This is a genomic window from Paenibacillus sp. IHB B 3084 (genome assembly GCF_001447315.1).
GTDB lineage: Bacteria > Bacillota > Bacilli > Paenibacillales > Paenibacillaceae > Paenibacillus.
This window is the reverse complement of record NZ_CP013203.1, coordinates 5,199,631-5,219,657: the sequence shown is the minus strand read 5'-3', so window position 1 is coordinate 5,219,657 and position 20,027 is coordinate 5,199,631. Positions and strand designations below refer to the sequence as shown.

Here is a 20,027-nt window from a genome sequence, read left to right as displayed (position 1 = left end):
CCTCATTTCAATTGGTTTAACAGCTTATCTGTCAAGCGATTTGCAATATTTTCAAACTGGCCCAGAGACAATTGCCCATATGTAAAATCCGTCGGGCTTTGTTCTGCTGTATCCTTGGCACAGCAATGGCGAATAAGTTCGATCAGATGATTCTTAAAGCTGGCTGTAAGTCGCTCCACCGTCGATGCTTCATATTCACGTGCATTGTATTCGAATACAATGCGGAGTCTTTCATCAGCCACCGCACCATGAATATCAAAGCTGGGCGCTTTTTCAGTCAGAGGGCTAATTTCAGTACCAGCAAACGTGGATAGTGTCGAGGTGCGCCATGTCGTACCTTCTCTGGCTTCTCCGTCAAAGCTAAAGCTGATCTCAGGTGGCTTGGCAGAAAAAAGAGTTGCCCTATCCTGCTGCTCCCTGTCGGTCAAGTAGCGTAAAATGCCATATCCGACACCCTTGTTGGGTACACGTCGCAAATTGTCCTTAACCAGCTTGATCTGATAGGCCAAATCTTCGGGCTTGCTCACGTCTACTACATACGGATACACGGACGTAAACCTGCCTACTGTGCGGGAAACGTCTATGTCTTGAATCAATTCCGTTCTGCTATGACTTTCCACCTGAACTGCAATTTCAGCATGTCCACCCCATTCCCGGAAAGCCAGCCCTAGCGCCGTCAGTAAAATATCATTTGTTTCTGTATTGTAGGCATGGTGCGCGTGTTTCAGCAGGTTCTCGGTTTCTTCCCGGCTGAGTGTTACTTCCGATTGGCGACCGTCACGGATCAGGCTAACTGGCACCTCATGATCTTTTGGCAGCGAAAGTATTTCACGAGCTTCTACCGCATTCCAATAGCTGATTTCCTGACGCGCCAGTGCGCTTTGCGCATACTTGGACAGGCGTGCTGCCCATTCCTTGTAGGAATCGGTCTTAGCGGGAAGCTGTAGCTTTTCACCGTTAGCTAACTGTTGGTAGGTTGTTTCCAAGTCTTCCAGCAGGATTCTCCACGACACACCATCTACGACAAGATGATGAATGACGATTAACAAATGATCGGCTTCCTGTAGCCGGAATAAAGCCAAACGCACAAGCGGGCCGTTGCGCAAATCAAAGCAGCTTTGTAACGCGTCAGCGAGCTGCGCGATTTCTTTCTCAGGCTGGTCAGCATGTGATAAATCGTAGCTTTCCAATGTGAAGCGTTCACCTTCGGCTGTGCCTCTGTTATAGGCGACAGGTTCTTTTTCACGCTCATCAAAGGTGATGCGCAAGGCATCATGGTGCGTGGTCAGCTTGTCTACGGCGCTTCGCAGCCAGGTTTCGTTCCATCTTTCGGCGTTCTGGAGCATGACTGCCTGATTGTAATGATGACGTTCTGTTCGATGATGCTCAAAAAACTCCCATTGGATCGGTGTCAGCTCCACTGCACCTTGTACTGCCCTCTGCGGGATGCTCCGGATTACTTCTTTAATATAAGGAGCGATCAGATCAATCTGCGGATAACGGAACAAATCCTTCATGTCCATTTTGAGGCCCTTCGCATTCAACCGGGCTGCAATTTGTAGTGCTTTGATCGAATCCCCGCCAAGCTCAAAAAAGTTGTTACGCAGGCCAATCGGTTTAACGCCAATGACTTCCTCCCAGATGGAAGCGAGTGTTTGCTCCAGCTCGCTCTGCGGAGCTTCATACTCGACGTCGGTCAACACAAAATCTTCGGGTTCTGGAAGCGCACGTCGATCAATTTTACCGTTATGGGTCAAAGGCAATTGATCCAGCACGATAATATGTGCAGGTACCATATAGCTAGGCAACTGTTTCGCAAGCTCTGTCCGCAGGAAGGATTTGTCGGTTGTGCCTGCCACGTAGGCGCACAAATACTTTTGTCCGGTGTTGTCCGTTCTATCCGTGACCACCGCTTGGCGTACCTCATCCAATTGGAGTAGGGCCGACTCGATTTCACCCGGCTCGATCCGGTAACCACGAATTTTTACCTGAAAGTCAACCCGGCCGATGAAATCAATGTTGCCATCCGGTAGCCAGCGGGCCAGATCTCCGGTGCGGTACAGACGCTCTCCACTCACAAAAGGATTCGGTACAAATTTTTCCGCCGTCAGATCAGGGCGGTTCAGATAACCTCGAGCTACAGAAGCGCCGCCAAGACACAATTCTCCGGATACGCCGATGGGGAGCGGACGCAAAGCCTCATCCACGATATACACTCTATGGTTCGGCAACGCCTTTCCAATCGGGACGATACCGGATGGAGGCAGGCGTTTCGCCGTTTCTTCATAAAAGCTGGAATCAATAGCCGCTTCGGTCACACCGTAGGTGTTAATAATGCGCATTGTATCGCCAAATCGATTCAAAAGCGTCCGGTAGTTTTCAACGCCGAAGCTGTCTGCGCCTGTAGTGAGCAGCTTCATAGCGCTGACATCTGTACCGTGTTCATACACATAGTCCATAAGTAACGTTAATAAGGCAGGCGGAACTTCAAACGTCGTAATTTCGTGCTGTTCAAGTACTTTGGCCAAGGCCGGAGGATCGTTACGTACGTCCTGCGGGCAAATGACATGGTGCCTCGTTTACGAATGTCTTGGCCAGATCACCGGCAAAGACATCGAATGACATACTGGCAATCTGAAGAGCTTGACCTGAAACTCTTTTAACTGGTGAGCCTCTCTATAGCCCACGCCGTATTTACGTAATGGCGTGCTCGATCATCACGCCTTTGGCGTTCCCGTCGTTCCGATGTGTAAATGACGTAGCCAAAGCCTCAGGATCATGGATAGGTGTGTAGTTGACGCTTGCTGATGGGAATGGTTCCCTTGTGAAGCTTGTTGAAGTAATCCTGGCAAGTCCAGCGCTTCACCTGCAAAATCCACATCCGCCAGTAGTTCAGTCAGGAAGACTGCGTGAGCATAATAGTAGCCCGCTGTCCTGAAGCATGTAAGCAATTCTCTCCTTCGGGTAGGTCGGATCGACAGGTACGTAGGCCGCTCCCGCCTTCAAATCCCTAACACAGCGATAATCATGTCTGCTGAACGCTCAAGCATCACGGCGACGAGATGTTCGCGTTGGACCCCACGGCTTTGTAGAGCTTGAGCAGCAGATTGGCCTCTCATTCAGCTCATGATAGGTCAGTTCGGTATCCTCGTAGATGACAGCCGTCTGTTCCGGGATACGTTCTGCCTGCGCTTCGAATATTCCATGAAACGTTCCGGCAGGATAGTCGGCAATGGTCCGCTCCATACTGGGTGAGTCTGCCTCTTCTGTAGCGGTCAGCAGACGAATGTCCCGCAGCAGGATTTCTGGTGTACGTGCAATCTGAACGAGTGTATGCTCCAAATGCCGGCTAACCGTGTCATCGCTTCATCGCTGTAGACATAGTTGTTGTAGGACAGCATAAAGCTCAGCGCTTTTCCGTCCTCCACTTCGATGTTGAAGGGGTAAGGTGTTTCTTCGGACAGTGGGCGTCCTCCACGACGAATCCAAGCGTTCCTTCAATCCGGCCGGCCAACCATATCCTCCAGCGGATATTTTCAAATACAACAAATGATCCATGAGTTGCTGCTTGAGCGCTGACTGGGCTGGATTTCAGCGAGTGAAAATAGTCATATGCCCGGGATTGAACCGCGCTGCGCTGCACTTCACAAGCAGACCTGAAATGGCTGATCTGCATCCAATTTGATTCGTATCGGTATGGTGTTAATGAAAAGTCCCAACATCTGTTCCACACCTTCAAGCTCCGGTGGTCGACCGGAAACAACGGTGCCGAAGACAACGTCTTCACTTTGGTTGTATCCTCCAAGCACGACTCCCATGCAGCCAGAAATAGACTGCTCAGGGTCGTTCCGTTGCGTTCAGCCACCGTACGCAATTGACAGGTGGTTTCATCCGTGAGTGTTATTTTATGCTCATGCAGTAAGTACCCGGTAGCTGCCTGGAGCGGATGGGCTACAGGCAGGGTTGGCAGCACGGCTGGCTGATCATAGCCGTTCAGGATGGACCGCCAGTATTCCTTCGCCGCCTCCTTATCCTGCTTGTCCAGCCAGCGAGCATAGCCAGTATAGGGCTGCGGTGTTGGCAGTTCTACGGGTTTCCCCGCTTTCAGTGCTTCATAAGCCGCGAACAGCTCGTCCATGACGATACCAAGGCACCAGCCATCCATAATGATATGATGAAAGCTTAAAAGTAGCGTATATGCATCCTTTTGGGTGTGAAGCACAGCCAGACGGATGAGCAAATCCTTGCTCAGATCGTACCGATGGCTTCGGTCTGCGACTGCGTAGCTTCGAATCGCTTCAGCCTGCTTTGCCTCGGGAATATCCGTCAAATTCTCGTAATGAAGCGTTGGATTCCGCTCCTTAACACGATGAGCCGCGAGCGGGAGGCACTTTTATGATAAATATTCGAACGAAGCGTTTCGTGACGCTGTACCAGGGCCTGGAAGCTCTTTTGCAGAGCCTCCAGGTTCAGTTCACCCCGGATGGTCATTCGTACTTGCTCATAGTACGCCTGTGATTCCGGCTCCATCACCGTATGAAAGAGCATCCCCTCCTGCAAAGGCGTTAAATTAGCCACTTTTTCGATTTCAAGGCTTTACTCATCGTATTTCCCCCTCGGGCGAATAATTATAGGTTTTCATAAAATTGCTTCATATCTTCGAGCTTTGATGACCTGTCCTACCATGACCTGTTCTACCGTCTGTCGGTATCGAATCCTAAACGGACAGATTCAGACCGTGACGAGTAATATTTAACATTGGGTTTTGGAGAAGGAACTGTTTTATTGTGCGCGCCAGTTATGCATTCCGATCATAGAACAAACAGAGGATTCATTTTCAATTTCCTGTGCGGTTCTCCACACATAAACTCGACAAATCGAAGTTAGCCGCTTTATCAGGTTTAATAGAATTGAGAAAATTTGAATTCTAAGTTGGGCAGCAAGCTGAGTTATTCATGCTCAGACACTTATTTAACCCTAAGCGCAGTTGGCTGATAAAAGTGTCAACGGCGAGATCAGTCCTTTGCAAAATTTATCACACTGCATGATTGCCTGTTGGTTTAAATATCAATTCAATAGGCACTGGGACATGACCTGTAATTCATACCCAACCCCTTTCCGCCCACAAGTGATATTGCGAAACATAAATATTTTACGAAAATCATTATTACCGACAAAAAACAAATTTAATAAAAAACAGCTTTAAAATAGAATAAATGATCGAAAAGTATTTCAGGGTGTGAGTAAAATATTTCAAATTGAAGTGTGTGTTCATAGAAGTAGGTAAAACCGGGAGTAGGCTGAAACCTTAGATTTAGAACTAAGGATTTCAGTATCATAGATGAGATTAATAAGATAACATCGAGGTGAAAAAAGTTGTTGTGTTCACTAAGAAACACTATAGATATAACAATTAATTAATATCATAAATATAAATTCGAAAATGTCAATGATTTTTAAATTTCTTTAATATAAATTATTTGGAAAATAAACAATTCTGCAACATAACAAATATTTGCACATCACTAACCGCCATAAAGCGACAAAAAATGCTGGGACCTATAACGGTCAATACCAGCTTCTCCATGGAATCATTCGATTGTTGCTGAGGTTTGTTGTACAATAGACTCCATATGGGGATTTTTGTGCAGAGGACTGCCGGAATCCTGAATTGAATGCTGAAGGATGGATTGTACATGTATGTAGCACAAGAATGGAAAGATTATGAGGTAGTGGATACAGGCGGCGGCGAAAAGCTGGAGCGTTGGGGCGATATTGTCCTGCGTCGGCCTGATCCGCAAATTATATGGCCTTTGTCCCAGGAAACAGCCGAGTGGCGCGATGTTCATGGACATTACCACCGCAGTTCCTCCGGGGGCGGCAGCTGGGATATGAAGAAGCCTACTCCCGAGCGTTGGACGATCAGCTACGGGCCGCTTAAATTCCACATTAAACCGACCAGCTTCAAGCATACCGGTCTTTTTCCGGAGCAAGCAGCGAACTGGAGCTGGATGATGGATAAAATCAAAAGCGCAGGCAGACCGATTTCGGTACTGAACCTGTTCGCCTACACTGGGGGAGCCACTACTGCCGCAGCGTATGCTGGAGCAAGTGTTGTCCACGTCGATGCGGCCAAAGGCATGGTGCAATGGGCGAAGGAAAACGTGCAATTGTCCGGTTTAGCCGACCGTCCGGTACGCTTCATCACAGACGACGTATTCAAGTTCGTACAGCGGGAGCAACGCCGGGGAAACCGATATGATGCGATCATTATGGACCCTCCTTCTTACGGGCGGGGACCAAACGGAGAAACATGGAAGCTGGAAGAAAGCCTGTATCCGTTTCTGGAATCCTGCATGAGCATCATTTCCGATCAACCGTTGTTCATGCTAATTAACTCCTATACCACAGGGATTTCGCCTACCGTACTGCGCAACATGCTGAGTATGACGATGCAACAAAAGTATGGCGGTCAAATCAGCGCTGGTGAAATCGGATTGCCGATTACCCGCTCGGGGCTGAATCTGCCTTGTGGTATTCTCGGACGCTGGGAGGCTTAATTCCTCCTATGACTCCAGATGAACTTACCCGGCACGGGCATGCCCAGCCGAATATCCCTGTTCTATATGAGGACAACCATGTTCTGGCCGTTGTAAAGCCTGTCAACGTTCCGACACAAGAAGACGCCAGCGGTGATCCTGATCTGCTGTCTTTACTCAAGGAAGACCTCAAAATCAGACACGATAAGCCTGGTAATGTCTTTTTAGGACTGGTTCACAGACTGGATCGGCCTGTAGGCGGTGCCATGATCTTTGCCAAGACGTCCAAAGCCGCTTCTCGGCTGTCAGAGTCGGTTCGAGACCGTAGTTTCCGCAAGATGTATGCAGCGGTTCTAAACGGTGTTCCCGCGGCCTCACAAGGCCGTCTGACCCATCATCTGCTAAGGACAGCCGCACTAACACGGTTCAGGCAGTTCGTCCCGGTACGGCTGGGGCCAAAGAGGCCATTTTAGAGTACCAAGTGCTTGGACAAGCAGATGGACTCAGTCTTGTACAAATTGAGCTACACACCGGACGCTCGCATCAGATTCGTGTACAGATGCAGACTATCGGCTGTCCTCTATACGGGGATCAAAATACGGTGGCAACCTGAGCCGTCCGGGTCAACAGTTGGCACTCTGGTCTCTGCTTGCTGGAGCACCTCATCCTGTTAGCAAGGAGAACATGAGCTTCCACTCGTTCCCTCCAGCCCAATTCCCATGGAGTGAGTGGCCCAAATCGCTTTATGAAAGTATGCTCAAAGCTGAGCATTGAGCAGGCATATACAAAAAGAACCGGCAATGCATGTAATCAAACAAACATGCATTGCCGGTTCTTTTTTGTTAAAAATCTGATAGTCCTCCCGCCCTTACGACGAGGAGACCACAGACTGCCCTTTCTTGCTGTTCACCAACTGCTGACGGGGCAGAGCGTTTTGAGCATTCGTATTCTTGATGAAAAATGCCAAAATCAGGGCCGTCACACTCAACAGCGTCGCAATGATAAAGGCTGAGTTGATACCATAAATCGTAGCCTGGTTGCCTGCTGCCAGCATCTCTGCTTTATTTGTAACAGATAATCCCTCAGATGCAACAATATTCGTCAGACGGTTGCTGCTTTGAGTCGACATCACCGTCACCAGAATTGCTGTTCCGATTGAACCGGAAATCATACGCAGTGTATTACTCATCGCAGTACCATGCGCATTCAATCGTTGCGGAAGCTGGTTTAACCCGGCCGTTTGGATCGGCATCATCAGCAATGACATCCCGAACATCCGAACCGTATAATTAGCCAGCAGCGTCATGTAGGTCGTTGTTTCGGTCAAGCGTGTGAACTCCCAAGTTGTCACAGCCATGATCAACAAACCGATCACAGACAACCATCGTGCTCCGATCCGGTCAAAAATAGCCCCGGTTACAGGAGACATCACCCCCATCAGAATCGCCCCCGGCAACATCAGCATACCGGACTCAATCGGTGAAAAGCCGCGGATATTTTGCAAATAAATCGGCAGTAATATCATACCGGCGTACAAAGCCATCGTCACAATGACATTAATGATTGTCGTCAAGCTATACACGTCGTATTTGAAGATACGGAACTCCAGCATAGGTTCATCAACCTTCAGTTGGCGAACAATAAACAGAATGAGCGCGATCGTCCCCACAATAAGCGTAGACAGGACCGGAATACTTCCCCAACCCGATGTTCCTGCATCACTAAAGCCGTATAACAGTCCGCCGAAACCGAGAGTAGACAAAATGATACCGGGAATGTCCAGCTTAGGCTTGGACTGCTCCGTTACATTTTTCAGAAAAATAAATCCGATCACAATCGAAATCACTGAAATCGGCAGGATGATCCAGAACAGCACCCGCCAGTCATAATGCTGGACTATATAACCGGATAAGGTTGGTCCAATGGCTGGAGCAAAACCCATCGCAATCCCCAGCGTTCCCATCGCCCGGCCACGACGCTCTATTGGGTAGATGTTCAAGATAACGACCATCATTAAAGGCATCATAATACCCGCACCCGCGGCCTGAATGAGACGTCCGATCAGCAATATGCTAAAACTCGGGGCAATAGCGCATAACAGCGTGCCGATTGAAAAGATAATCATTGCGCTAATAAACAATTTACGAGTGGAAAAACGCGCAATCAAAAATGCGGTCACCGGGATCAATACCCCGTTCACGAGCATAAAGCCGGTACTAAGCCACTGAGCCACATTGGCATCTACATTCAGATCACTCATCATTTTCGGTAAAGCCACACTTATCAACGTCTGGTTTAAAATCGCAACAAACGCGCCAATCAACAGAGCGGCCACAATGGGTGCTCTGCGTACATTACCTGGTAGTGTCATTTGAGGACTGCTCAAGTTGATTCATTCCCTTCGGTGTCAATTTCATTATCATTTGTTTATGGATATCCAGAACCATGTCCAGATGCTCCTTCGGGATGTCCAGAATGGGCAAGACGCGCTCCATCCACATGTCGTCTACTTTTTGCATGATGTCTTTTCCTTCCGGGGTAAGCGTCAGTACTAAGGATCTGCGATCATGCTCATGCCGTCCGCGAGCGATATATCCTGCCTTGGTCAAGCGATCAACCACCCCGCTCATGGAGCTACACCCCATATGGGCTATGTCTGCCAGCTCGGATAACCCGATATTGGGTCGTTTATTCAGAATCGCCAAAACCATGTGCTGAACGGCTGTCAGTTCCAAATGCTGCTCCTCATTCCAGAAGGCATAAAATATCGTTTTGTTAACCTCCCTTACCGACTGAATAATCCGGTACACCTCAAGTCTGTCTTCCTCTCTGTCACTCACTGGAACCATCCTTCTTCCCATTACCCAATTCACATTCCATATACATATTTAAACAATTATTCGCATACGAAATGTTATTTATGTATAACTAATTTTATCATGTTATATGTAAATGTCAACATTCACCCCTGTAACAGATATAGGTATTGAAAAGAGCAACTGAAACTTGCAGGATACAACAAGTCATTTAAAAAAGTGATAACAGCTACAGTATGTGTTTTTTCAGCACAAAAAACGCGGACATGTGTGGCCCTTTTGGCCAGCATTATCCGCGCATTTTTATTTAGAATATTAAAGAGGAGATGCTTACTCCGCTCGCTCTATTTGTTCCTTTACTCCCTTTGCCTCGCTTGCCGATGCAGACGGTTTCGTCTTTGTGGTGATTTTACCCAACAGATAAACCAGCAAATTTTGATTATGCTGCGAAATCCGGTTTAGTGCAGAGCCCAGAAAATCATCTCTTATCTGCAATCCCCGTTCAGCTTCTTCTCTCCCTTGATCCGAAATAACAATCCATACGATTCTACGGTCCTTTACATCTCTAAAGCGGGTGACCAGGCGATTCCGCTCCATCCGGTCCAGCAGCATTGTAACCGCGGCAGGTGTGGTTGCGAGATACGGGATCAATTGAGACGGTTTCATACGGCCGTATTCGTTCAAAACCTCCAGTACTGTAAGCTGAGCCTCAGTCAATGATGGAGCCAACTGCTGCTCCATATGAACCTTGTAATCCTTAGCCATTCTGGACCAGATTTTCGCAAATTCGGTCGTTTGCATTTTGCCTCACTCCTTTGAATAACAGGGTCAGTAAAAGCATCAAAGTTACCGTATGGGCCACCGTCCGGATTGTATTTCATCACATTAAATTTTCGCCATTCAGCCCCGGTTTCCTGCCGTTTTTGGAGCATCAATTGAAAAGGGGAAGGAAGTCTCACTTCGGTTTTGGAGGGTGGTCAAGGTTCGACAGCATGACGGCAAAAAGGTCCTCATTCGTGCCAGAATGGCACGAGAGGACCTCTCTTTTTCGAGCTAAAAAGCGATTGACTTTCCTGTTATTCTATAGACTGGGAAGCCTGCGGCTCACTACGCGGCAGCACATTCACAATTTCGTCCTTCTTCTCCACAGGAGCCAGCAATTTGCCTGTATCCTTGCGGTCGGTCAAAGGAGCTTTTTCCGAAAGGAAAGACATCGTCTGTCCTTCTGCAGTGATCGCAAACAATTGAATAGCTTCACGGCAATAGAAGGCAGCTACGATCCGAGTTCCATTTGAACGTACTCGTTTACCTTCCTTGAACTCAAAGGTGGTGATTCCTTTACCGCCTCGTCCCTGAGCAGGATAATCCAGCAGAAGCGTGCGCTTGCCATAACCGGACTCGGTCAGCACCAGCACTTCTCCTTCATCCTCTTCCACCCACAGCGCTGCGACAATTTCATCGCCTTCCGCCAGTTGTATACCTTTGACACCAGCCGAGACGCGGCCCATCGCATTAACCTCTTGCTCCTTGAATCGTATGCTCATCCCTGCACGGGTAATCAGCATAATATCCCGGGTGCCGTCGCTTAGCGTTACCGACAACACTTCATCGTCCCCTGCTACCTTGCAGGCTGCTACAGCACTGGAACGTTTCGTTGCATATTCCGTCAGCTCTGTCCGCTTCACTTGGCCCTTCTTCGTTACAAATACCAGACTTTTGCCGATTTCCTCAATGTTTTTGATCGGAATGACACTCACGATACGATCATCCTTGGTTAACGAAATCACGTTAACAATCGGAGTTCCCGGCTCTTTCCACTTGTACTCCGGCACCTGGTGCACAGGCAATAAGAAATATTGTCCGCGCTGAGTGAAGACGAGCAACACATCCAGTGTGTTGACATCAAGCAACTGGGTGACATAATCCCCTTCCTTAACGCCAGAAGCTGAGCGCTCCCCACCGGAACGGGTGAAGGACAACATACCTGTACGCTTCACATAGCCGTCTTTGGAAAGAGTCAGCAATACATCCTCTGCCCCAACCATGACCTCCAGATTTACCTTAATCTCTTCAACCTCACCCTGTATGTCCGAACGGCGGTCAATGCCGTACTTCTCACGGATTTCCAGCAGTTCCTTGCGAATCAAACTGATCAGCTTACGATCACTTTCCAAAATAGAACGGTACTGCGTAATTTTTTTCTGAATTTCACTTAATTCCTTTTCCAGCGTGGTGATTTCCAGATTCGTGAGGCGGTAAAGCTGTAAGGTCAAAATAGAATCGGCCTGACGTTCGCTAAAGCCAAACATCCATTGCAAATTATTTTGCGCGTCCTGGCGATTTTTGGAAGCTTTAATGGCCGCAATGACCTCATCCAGAATGTTCAGCGCCTTGACCAAACCTTCCAGTACATGGGCGCGATCCTCCGCCTTTTCCAGCTCAAACTGGATACGGTGTGTGACAACTTCGCGTTGATGGGCAATATATGCTTCCAAAATGGACTTCAATCCAAGCTGATGCGGCGCTTTGTTCACAATGGCTACCATGTTGAAGTTGTATGCCACCTGAAGGTCGGTTTTTTTTAGCAAATAGGCCAAAATCCCTTCCGCATCGGCTTCCTTCTTCAGTTCCACCACAATTCGCAAACCATTCCGTCCACTCTCGTCACGAACCTCGGCAATTCCTTCCACCTTTTTCTCTAGACGGATATTCTCCATGGCGGTTACGAGCCTTGATTTAACAATCTGGTATGGAATCTCCGTAATGACGAGTTGCTGCTTACCTCCGCGCAAAGACTGAATTTCCGTTTTGGAACGGATATAAATACGCCCTTTACCTGTGCGATAAGCGTCTTTAATGCCTTCGCCACCCATAATTAGTCCGCCCGTCGGGAAATCAGGACCTTTAATAAAGGTCATAATCTCTTCCAGCTCAATATCCGGCTTTTCCATCACAGCAATGCTGGCGTCAATGACCTCGCGTAAGCTGTGCGTCGGAATTTCAGTCGCAAATCCGGCCGAAATCCCACTGGAGCCGTTTACTAACAGATTCGGATAGCGGGAAGGCAGCACAACCGGCTCCTTTGCCGAGTTATCAAAGTTATCCTTGAACATAACCGTGCGCTTTTCGATATCACGCAGCATTTCCATCGCGATAGGAGACAGACGGGCCTCCGTGTACCGCATAGCGGCTGCCGGGTCATCGTCCTGGGAACCCCAGTTGCCGTGACCATCCACAAGTACGTGACTCATTTTCCAAGGCTGCGCCATCCGCACCATTCCGTCGTAAATTGACGAGTCACCGTGGGGGTGATAATTACCCATAACGTCTCCGACCGTTTTGGCAGATTTACGATACGCTTTATCCGGTGTGTTGCCGGAATCATACATGGAGTACAAAATCCGGCGCTGTACTGGCTTTAATCCATCCCGCACATCGGGTATCGCCCGATCCTGAATAATATATTTGGAATATCGGCCAAAGCGGTCACCGACCACTTCCTCCAGAAAAGCTGGCAAAAATTGCTCCGATAAGCTCATGTATACACCTCATTTGTTAGCACTACTCTACATATTCCGTAAAATCTACGTTTTCCACAATCCAACGCTTGCGCGGATCAACCTTATCGCCCATCAATGTCGACACACGGCGTTCAGCCTTGGCTGCATCCTCAATCTGGACGCGCAGCAGGGTACGTGACTCGGGATTCATCGTCGTTTCCCATAGCTGATCCGGGTTCATCTCCCCGAGTCCTTTATAGCGTTGAAGCTCAAAATTCCGTCCAAATTCCTTTAAGTAATTGTCAAGCTGCTCGTCAGTCCAGGCATAACGTACCGTTTCGAGCTTACCCGACTTCCGGGTTATTTTATACAATGGCGGTTGAGCGATAAATATGCGTCCCGCATCAATCAGCTCTTTCATATACCGATAAAAGAACGTCAGCAGCAACACTTGAATGTGCGCGCCGTCCGTATCCGCATCAGTCATAATGATGATTTTGGAATAATTGCTGTCTTCCAGCGTAAACTCTGTTCCTACTCCCGCCCCGATTGCTGCTGTAATGGCGCGATACTCATCATTTTTCATAACATCCGCCAGCTTGGATTTCTCAGGGTTCATTGGCTTACCCTTCAATGGCAAAATAGCCTGAATTTTGGAATCACGTCCCTGTTTCGCCGATCCGCCAGCCGAATCACCTTCCACGATAAACAGCTCGTTTCGTGTAAAATCCTTGGACTGTGCAGGCGACAGCTTGCCGTTCAGATTAGAGCTTTCACTGCGTTTCTTGCCGGTACGCATTTCGTCCCGAGCTTTACGCGCAGCTTCACGCGCTCTGGATGCCTGAACTGCCTTTTTGATTAACGTTTGCGCGACCTGCGGATTTTCCTCCAGAAAACGCTGCATCTGCTCGGATACAATCGCATCCACGGTGCTGCGTGCGGAAGCGCTGCCCAGTTGATCCTTTGTCTGACCGACGAATTCAACCTCAGCCATCTTGACACTGATTACGGCCATCATTCCCTCTCGCAAATCATTGCCTTCCAGATTTTTATCCTTTTCCTTCAGCATTACCGTGCGTCGCGCATAATCGTTCATGACACGGGTGTAAGCGGTTTTGAAGCCCGTTTCATGTGTACCCCCGCCCCGTGTCGGAATGGAGTTGACAAACGAAGCAATCGTTTCGGTATAACCTGCATTGTACTGAATAGCAATTTCCACCTCAACGTCTTCCTTCTCTGCATTGAAGTGAATGACGTCATGCAGCACGTCCTTACCTTCATTCAGAAAAGCGACAAACTGACTCGCTCCGCCCTCATAAAAATACTCATCCGACTTCCCGCTGCGTTCATCTTTAAGCTGGATACGAAGACCCGAGTTCAGAAAAGCAATTTCCTGAAGCCGTTCGGCCAGCGTATCGTAGTTGAAATGAATGCCTGCTGGAATACGCGAATATCAGGTTTAAAAGTAATTTTGGTGCCCGTCTTGTTGGTATTGCCCAGCACTTCAAGGCCTGTGGTCGGTTCCCCGACATGCTCCACGCCCTTCTTGTCCTGCCAATATTCAAACCGCTGACGGTGAATCTTGCCGTCCCGGTAAATTTCCACTTCAAGCCATTCCGAAAGAGCGTTCGTTACGGACGCGCCCACACCGTGCAGACCCCCGGACTTTTTATATCCCGAACCGCCGAACTTACCTCCGGCGTGCAAAATGGTAAATACTACCTGTGGTGTTGGAATTCCTGTTTTGTGCATTCCCGTAGGAATGCCACGCCCGTTATCAGTTACTGTAACGGAACCGTCCTTATGCATTGTAATGTCAATGCGGGAGCAAAACTTGGCAAGATGCTCATCAACCGCGTTGTCCACAATTTCCCATACCAAATGATGTAGTCCCGAAGAACTGGTGCTCCCAATATACATGCCCGGCCGTTTGCGAACTGCCACAAGCCCTTCGAGCACTTGAATGTCGTCCACGCCATATTCCAAAGCTCCGTTCTGAGTGCCGGACGCTCCCGCAGACAAGTCGATTTTGTCGACCATTCATGCTCCCCCTTTGTCTAATCGTAACCGTGTTTTGCCTTATTCTTGATGATTTTCACCAAAAATGCAAACAGATGTTTTCTTTTACCTTGTCCATTTTAATTCAATATATCCCGTTTCGTAAAGACGGCGAATGAAACAATCAGCGCCGCAGCCCCCCAAATGCCCAGTACAGCCAAAGAAAACGGCAAGGTCATCCCCTCAATCGGGGCGGGGCTTCCTGATAAATAATCGGTCAATTCGAGGTTGACCATAAATAAATATTTTGCACTCTGCCAGGATGAGGCCATGTTCGTTAAAATTGTGCCTGAAATAAGCGCAGCCATCATTACCACAATGCTTGCCGCCGTACTGCGTACCAGCACCGATACCATAAAGGCAAGCGAGGCTATCACGAGACTGACGAACCAGATCAATCCGGTTTGTAACATCAGATAGTACCATTGCGGGATCGCATGTACCGCAGACATATCCACCGTCGATCCAACAATTTGGAAGCCCGTAAATACCGGAACATTAAAGCCGCGAAAGCCAAAAAACAAGCCCGATATAAGATAACTGATCACAAACACAGCCAAAATGATGAGCGAAACGAACATATACAGCGTTAGCAGCTTGCTCAGCAGCACCTTCCACCGCCTGACAGGACGGGTCAGCAGCATTTTTATGGTACCCGTCGTTCGTTCTCCTGAAACCAGATCGGAGGCAATAGCCATAATAAGCAATGGAACGAACAAATTAATGGAATTGTCCATAAACTCTCTGGTAAAGGTTACGCCACTTGGCTCATTCGGGTTCACATCATTTTCCAGATAATATTGCATTTGTTGAACAAATACTCGCCTATAGGTCTTCCATTCCTCCGGAACCCGGTCGCTGCCCAGCGAATTTTGGTTATCCGTAATGGCCTGACGCAGCTCCAGCCGCCAGTCATTGCCGAATTTTTCGCGGTTATTTTCCGCCACTTTCATCTGAGCGTACGTAAAAATCGGCACAAGAACAAGCAAAACAAGTAAAATGACATAAAATCGTTTCTTCTTGATGATTTTGAGCGTTTCATTTTGTACGAGCGGTAAAATGTTATTCAAGAATCTCACCTTCCGTCATTTTCAGGAATAGCTGCTCCAGTGTAGGGTTGATTTTGCTTACACCTTTAACGGAAATGCCGGAAGCCGTCATTTGTACGACCAGCTCCGCGATATGTTCTTCGTCCATTTCAGTAAAAATGGCATCCGCTCCGCTGCCTGCAACAATGCTGTCATCAATCAGTTCATCGGCGTTCGTAATGATTTGTACATGCGGAGATCTTTCCAACAGGGCAAGACCCTGATCATGAGGCTCCAGTTGCCATACGGCCATACGCGAATGCGTTTCAACCAATTCCCGCACACCGCCAACAGCAAGCACCCGTCCCCGGCTAATAATCGCAACACGATCACACAACAACTGGATTTCACTAAGCAAATGACTGGAAACAAATACAGCCATGCCCTCTGCCGCCAACAGACGGATAAAAGTTCTCATCTCCTTGATCCCTTTGGGGTCCAGCCCGTTAGTCGGTTCGTCCAGAATAAGCAGCTTGGGTTTGCCAAGCAAGGCCTGGGCAATACCGAGACGCTGACGCATCCCGAGAGAATACGTACTTACTTTATCATGAATACGGCGATCCAGCCGCACCAGCTCCACCACTTCACGAATACGCTGTTCATCCACACCAGGCTGCATCCGGGCAAAATGCTCCAGATTCTCCCACCCTGTCAGGTAACCGTACACCTCCGGATTTTCCACAATAGAACCGATATGCCGCAAAGCCTGCTCCGGATCACGGTTTACATTATGACCACATACGGTAATGGTGCCCTCGGTAGGCTTGATCAGATCGACCAGCATACGGATGGTCGTTGTTTTTCCGGCTCCATTGGGACCAAGAAAGCCAAAAATTTCACCCGCACGTACGTCGAAGGTTACATCATGAATGATCATTTTGCGTCCGATACGCTTTTTGACGTGCTGAACAGAGAGAACCGTTTCGTTGTCGCTTCTGCCTCCGTCTGCACTGCGGATCTGATTGTCGGGATGATAGACGGATGCTCCATCTGTGGTTGTCGAAGCCCTTGCTACATCGGTCTCGGTCTTGTCAGCAGATTGGATACCCATCACTTGTTCCCTCCCTTCTTCATATCAGCGGGTTGGCTGCTCGTGGACTGTTGTCCATCCCCCGTATTGTCGCCTTCCTTGGCCGCTGCTACCGCAAACCCTTGTGCGATACGCTCAGCAATTGCCTGATAGCCCTGTCCGTTAGGATGAAAATGATCAGAGGATAAATAAACCGGCAAATTTTGCTGAAATAAATCGAAGGTTGGAATCAGCGTCATATTACTGTTTTGATTGGTAATCGCCATAGCAGCCAGATTCCATTCCGTCACGACGAGATTTCCCGGAATTTTCATTTCCTGCAGGTCACTGAATGGATTATATAGTCCAACGTATATAATTTTAGCCTTCGGATTGATTTTTCCGACTTTTGTCAGCACTTTTTGCAAACGCTTGGCTGCATCAGGCAGAGCCTTGCGCAAGCCATTAAGCGTAGGTGGCTCTTTGCCAGTTTGGGCAGCTTGTGCCCCCTGAAACAAATCATTTCCGCCAATGGACACAATAATAACATTAGCCTTTTTCAACACATAAGCCACGCCGGGCTCATCCAGTTTGGTCAAAAGTCCTTGAGTCGTCAGCCCGTTAATGCCAAGGTTATTAATGAGCTGAGCCGTATGGCCTTCCTGATCATTTAACAAGGTTACCGACCGTCGTACAAAACCACTGCCCGAGTCATCGCCGGTTCCTTTTGCCAGCGAATCTCCTATGGCAGCTACCCTAAACTCCCCCGCCTGAGTTGCAGCGGATGGCGCATTTTGTATTTGTGATGAACCCGAATTTGCAGGTTTGGTGCTAGCGAGCGGCTCTGGAGCCGTAATGCTTTGTACTGCGGCAATAAATCCGTACAATAATAGCAGTGTGGCGGCGATGGACACGGAACCGACAGACCGCCAGATCCATTTTGATGAATTCACTCGTGTTCCCTCCTGATCACTTGGTGAAATAAACATAAAGCTTCTCATATCATTTTGCAAATAAACAGTTCTGAGTATTATGAAGCATACATATCAAAAGAAAGCAAAAAGTTATACTTTTAAAATCGAAATAAACGCATTTTTTTTATAAAAATATATACCATTTTAATTCTTTTTTTACATAATAATGTTAAAAAAGATGGCATAGAGCCATCCTTTTTATTACATCTTTTTGGTTCAAACAGCTCATCCTTAGCCTCTACACAGACGAAAAAACTACTTGCTGTCAGGTATAAAGCTTTTGATCCATTGTCCAAAGCTGCCCGGATTTCTACTTTGGATCAATACCGTCCCCTCGCCGCGAAAACGGCATACAAGTGCTTCTCCGCTCGTTACACTGGACAACCAGCCTTTGGACGCTTTTTCAATTTTGTAATCCATATAGTCCGGCCATGCCACCAGATGAGCATTATCAATAATACGTTCCTCTCCAGGGGCTATATAAATAGGATGAATAGCTCCATAAGAGGACAAAAACACTGTTCCGCGACCGCTGATTTCAACGATAAAAAAACCTTCGCCCGAGAACAATCCTTTCATCAGATTTTGCATTTTGGTGCTGACCTCAATGCCCTCCGTACATGCCAGGAAGCCATCCTTTTGCACCAAAAGTCTATAACTACCGTCCAATTCCACCGCTTGCACATCACCTATACTTGCCGGAGCAAGCAGCACTTCAGCCGGCCCCCGAGCTGCTCTCAGCTCCTGAAAAAAGAATTTCTCCCCGCTCAGCATCCGGCCTAAACCGCGCAATAACCCACCATCGACAGTCCCCTTTATATCCACGCTGGACGACATGGAAACCATGGCTCCCATCTCCGCTTTAATCGTTTCCCCGGGGTTCAATTGCACCTTGAGCATAGCAAAAGCACCCTCATGCACAATTTCATAGCTCATTCGTTCACCTGACTTTCCTATAAGTTTATTAGTTATCAATATAGCTTGGTGCTATCATACTATACTTGCTGCACTTATGCCTGTTCTTGCATATAAGTAAAGGTGATAACGTAAGAGCATATTAGCGGCCAAACAACGTAAAAAGCCCGCTGAATGTGTCAGCAGGCTCCTAAAATTAGCTTTAATCGTCAGTATAATAGTATACATGAAAACCATAATGACGTTTGAAGCGCTTTTTATTATCGTCTTTTAGTTACGTGTAAATTCCTGTACCCAATATCCATTGTAGTAAGCTACACCGATTTGTGTATATTCTGCCTTCAAAATATTTTCACGGTGTCCTTGACTGTTCATCCAGGCTTTCATAACTTCTTGCGGTGTTTGTTGTCCCATCGCAATATTTTCACCCGCATACGTATAACTTACACCGAATTTCTTCATCATATCAAACGGTGAGCCATACGTCGGAGATGTATGGGAAAAGTAATTGTTCGTGCTCATATCTTTTGCCTTGGCCAAGGCCACCTCGGTAAGCTTCGCGTTAGAAGCGAGTGGGCTCAAACCTTTTTGGCTACGCTCGTTATTCACCAGCTTGACTACTTCTGCAGCAAATTGGGACTTGCTGAGCTGTGCAGACGACCCGGCAGACTGAGCCGCTCCTGAGTTCGTATTTTGTGCTTTCGACTGTTTGTTCGTAGCAGGCTGTGAACCTTTTTGGTTAGCTGGCTTTGCTACTTGCTTGTCGGAAGAAGGATTCGTTGTCTTTGTCTTTGCTTTATCCTGTCCGGACAAATCCTGAATTACGGTCTTCGTAATCGTAGTCGTTCCGTTAGAGGTATTCACCGTATATCCGTTATCTTGGAACCATTGTTGTAGTTGGGCAGACAAATCGTCGGCTGGTGAAGCTGATGCCGGAACGATGAATCCTGCGGATAACATAGCGGTTAAACTTCCCATCACCAGTGTTTTTTTCAACATATTCTTCATTTCGTCATCTCCTTGTTGTATAATGTCTTGTTGTGAACGCGCCTGGTTACAACTTTGTAATCTTTACTCTAGCAGTATATCATGTTTCATAGCAGGATCAATGGTATAAAATTTGGAAAA

At 47.8% G+C, this 20,027-nt stretch carries 15 protein-coding genes and 2 pseudogenes; 2 read left to right on the top strand and 15 right to left on the bottom strand.

The window, feature by feature from the left end:
- Positions 1-2: 2 nt before the first annotated feature.
- The 5 genes from ASL14_RS28500 to ASL14_RS29015 all read right to left on the bottom strand — a co-directional run bounded on the left by ASL14_RS28500 (position 3) and on the right by ASL14_RS29015 (position 4,548).
- Complete coding sequence (locus ASL14_RS28500) at positions 3-2,528, bottom strand: condensation domain-containing protein (RefSeq protein ID WP_237171591.1); 2,526 nt, start codon at positions 2,526-2,528, stop codon at positions 3-5.
- A 189-nt stretch (positions 2,529-2,717) separates the two neighbouring features.
- On the bottom strand, positions 2,718-2,951 hold the full coding sequence (locus ASL14_RS28495; RefSeq protein ID WP_223264111.1) for a hypothetical protein: 234 nt from the start codon (positions 2,949-2,951) through the stop codon (positions 2,718-2,720).
- Between the two features lie 91 nt (positions 2,952-3,042).
- Complete coding sequence (locus ASL14_RS28490; RefSeq protein ID WP_223264110.1) at positions 3,043-3,342, bottom strand: hypothetical protein; 300 nt, start codon at positions 3,340-3,342, stop codon at positions 3,043-3,045.
- A 64-nt stretch (positions 3,343-3,406) separates the two neighbouring features.
- Positions 3,407-4,330, bottom strand: a complete 924-nt coding sequence (locus tag ASL14_RS28485; protein ID WP_442953199.1) for a condensation domain-containing protein — start codon at positions 4,328-4,330, stop codon at positions 3,407-3,409.
- A complete protein-coding gene (locus ASL14_RS29015) occupies positions 4,327-4,548 on the bottom strand; it encodes a condensation domain-containing protein (protein ID WP_250636798.1) in 222 nt (73 codons plus the stop codon). Before ASL14_RS29015 ends, ASL14_RS28485 begins: the two co-directional genes overlap by 4 nt.
- A 1,148-nt stretch (positions 4,549-5,696) precedes the next feature.
- Here ASL14_RS29015 and ASL14_RS24430 point away from each other — a divergent pair.
- Together ASL14_RS24430 and ASL14_RS24425 are read left to right on the top strand one after the other, a co-directional pair.
- Positions 5,697-6,560: a class I SAM-dependent methyltransferase gene (locus ASL14_RS24430; protein ID WP_134914023.1), complete on the top strand. Its 864-nt coding sequence runs from the start codon at positions 5,697-5,699 to the stop codon at positions 6,558-6,560.
- Positions 6,561-6,568: 8 nt separating this feature from the next.
- Positions 6,569-7,313, top strand: a pseudogene (locus ASL14_RS24425) (RluA family pseudouridine synthase).
- 94 nt (positions 7,314-7,407) lie between these two features.
- Here ASL14_RS24425 and ASL14_RS24420 read toward each other — a convergent pair.
- The 10 genes and pseudogenes from ASL14_RS24420 to ASL14_RS24375 form a co-directional block, all read right to left on the bottom strand.
- Positions 7,408-8,910, bottom strand: a complete 1,503-nt coding sequence (locus ASL14_RS24420; RefSeq protein WP_134914021.1) for a DHA2 family efflux MFS transporter permease subunit — start codon at positions 8,908-8,910, stop codon at positions 7,408-7,410.
- Entirely contained in the window at positions 8,894-9,379 is a 486-nt protein-coding gene (locus ASL14_RS24415; RefSeq protein WP_134914019.1) for a MarR family winged helix-turn-helix transcriptional regulator, read from the bottom strand. Before ASL14_RS24415 ends, ASL14_RS24420 begins: the two co-directional genes overlap by 17 nt.
- A gap of 306 nt (positions 9,380-9,685) precedes the next feature.
- The gene (locus ASL14_RS24410; protein WP_134914017.1) at positions 9,686-10,156 is read right to left on the bottom strand and encodes a MarR family winged helix-turn-helix transcriptional regulator; all 471 of its coding nucleotides are present in this window, start codon (positions 10,154-10,156) and stop codon (positions 9,686-9,688) included.
- A 275-nt stretch (positions 10,157-10,431) separates the two neighbouring features.
- Positions 10,432-12,894 carry a DNA gyrase subunit A gene (gene gyrA / locus ASL14_RS24405; RefSeq protein WP_134914015.1) on the bottom strand — a complete coding sequence of 821 codons (2,463 nt, stop codon included), beginning with the start codon at positions 12,892-12,894 and terminating at the stop codon, positions 10,432-10,434.
- Positions 12,895-12,916: 22 nt separating this feature from the next.
- Positions 12,917-14,895 (bottom strand): annotated as a pseudogene (gene parE / locus ASL14_RS24400) (DNA topoisomerase IV subunit B).
- A gap of 98 nt (positions 14,896-14,993) precedes the next feature.
- Positions 14,994-15,983 (bottom strand): ABC transporter permease, encoded by a 990-nt coding sequence (locus ASL14_RS24395; RefSeq protein ID WP_134914013.1) that lies wholly within the window; start codon positions 15,981-15,983, stop codon positions 14,994-14,996.
- Positions 15,976-17,052, bottom strand: coding sequence for an ABC transporter ATP-binding protein (locus ASL14_RS24390; RefSeq protein WP_134914011.1), 1,077 nt, complete (start codon positions 17,050-17,052; stop codon positions 15,976-15,978). Before ASL14_RS24390 ends, ASL14_RS24395 begins: the two co-directional genes overlap by 8 nt.
- Positions 17,052-17,999, bottom strand: coding sequence for a GDSL-type esterase/lipase family protein (locus ASL14_RS24385; RefSeq protein ID WP_134914009.1), 948 nt, complete (start codon positions 17,997-17,999; stop codon positions 17,052-17,054). Before ASL14_RS24385 ends, ASL14_RS24390 begins: the two co-directional genes overlap by 1 nt.
- Positions 18,000-18,239: 240 nt before the next feature.
- Positions 18,240-18,920: a TIGR00266 family protein gene (locus ASL14_RS24380; protein ID WP_134914007.1), complete on the bottom strand. Its 681-nt coding sequence runs from the start codon at positions 18,918-18,920 to the stop codon at positions 18,240-18,242.
- Positions 18,921-19,169: 249 nt separating this feature from the next.
- Positions 19,170-19,907: a CAP domain-containing protein gene (locus ASL14_RS24375; protein ID WP_134914005.1), complete on the bottom strand. Its 738-nt coding sequence runs from the start codon at positions 19,905-19,907 to the stop codon at positions 19,170-19,172.
- Positions 19,908-20,027 lie beyond the last annotated feature (120 nt).

Coding starts and splice junctions, on each gene's coding strand:
- ASL14_RS29015 (WP_250636798.1), bottom strand. CDS start 4,548: ATGCTCTTTCATACGGTGATGGAGCCGGAATCACAGGCGTACTATGAG.
- ASL14_RS24430 (WP_134914023.1), top strand. CDS start 5,697: ATGTATGTAGCACAAGAATGGAAAGATTATGAGGTAGTGGATACAGGC.
- ASL14_RS24420 (WP_134914021.1), bottom strand. CDS start 8,910: ATGACACTACCAGGTAATGTACGCAGAGCACCCATTGTGGCCGCTCTG.
- ASL14_RS24410 (WP_134914017.1), bottom strand. CDS start 10,156: ATGCAAACGACCGAATTTGCGAAAATCTGGTCCAGAATGGCTAAGGAT.
- gyrA (WP_134914015.1), bottom strand. CDS start 12,894: ATGAGCTTATCGGAGCAATTTTTGCCAGCTTTTCTGGAGGAAGTGGTC.
- ASL14_RS24390 (WP_134914011.1), bottom strand. CDS start 17,052: ATGGGTATCCAATCTGCTGACAAGACCGAGACCGATGTAGCAAGGGCT.
- ASL14_RS24385 (WP_134914009.1), bottom strand. CDS start 17,999: ATGTTTATTTCACCAAGTGATCAGGAGGGAACACGAGTGAATTCATCA.
- ASL14_RS24380 (WP_134914007.1), bottom strand. CDS start 18,920: ATGAGCTATGAAATTGTGCATGAGGGTGCTTTTGCTATGCTCAAGGTG.
- ASL14_RS24375 (WP_134914005.1), bottom strand. CDS start 19,907: ATGAAGAATATGTTGAAAAAAACACTGGTGATGGGAAGTTTAACCGCT.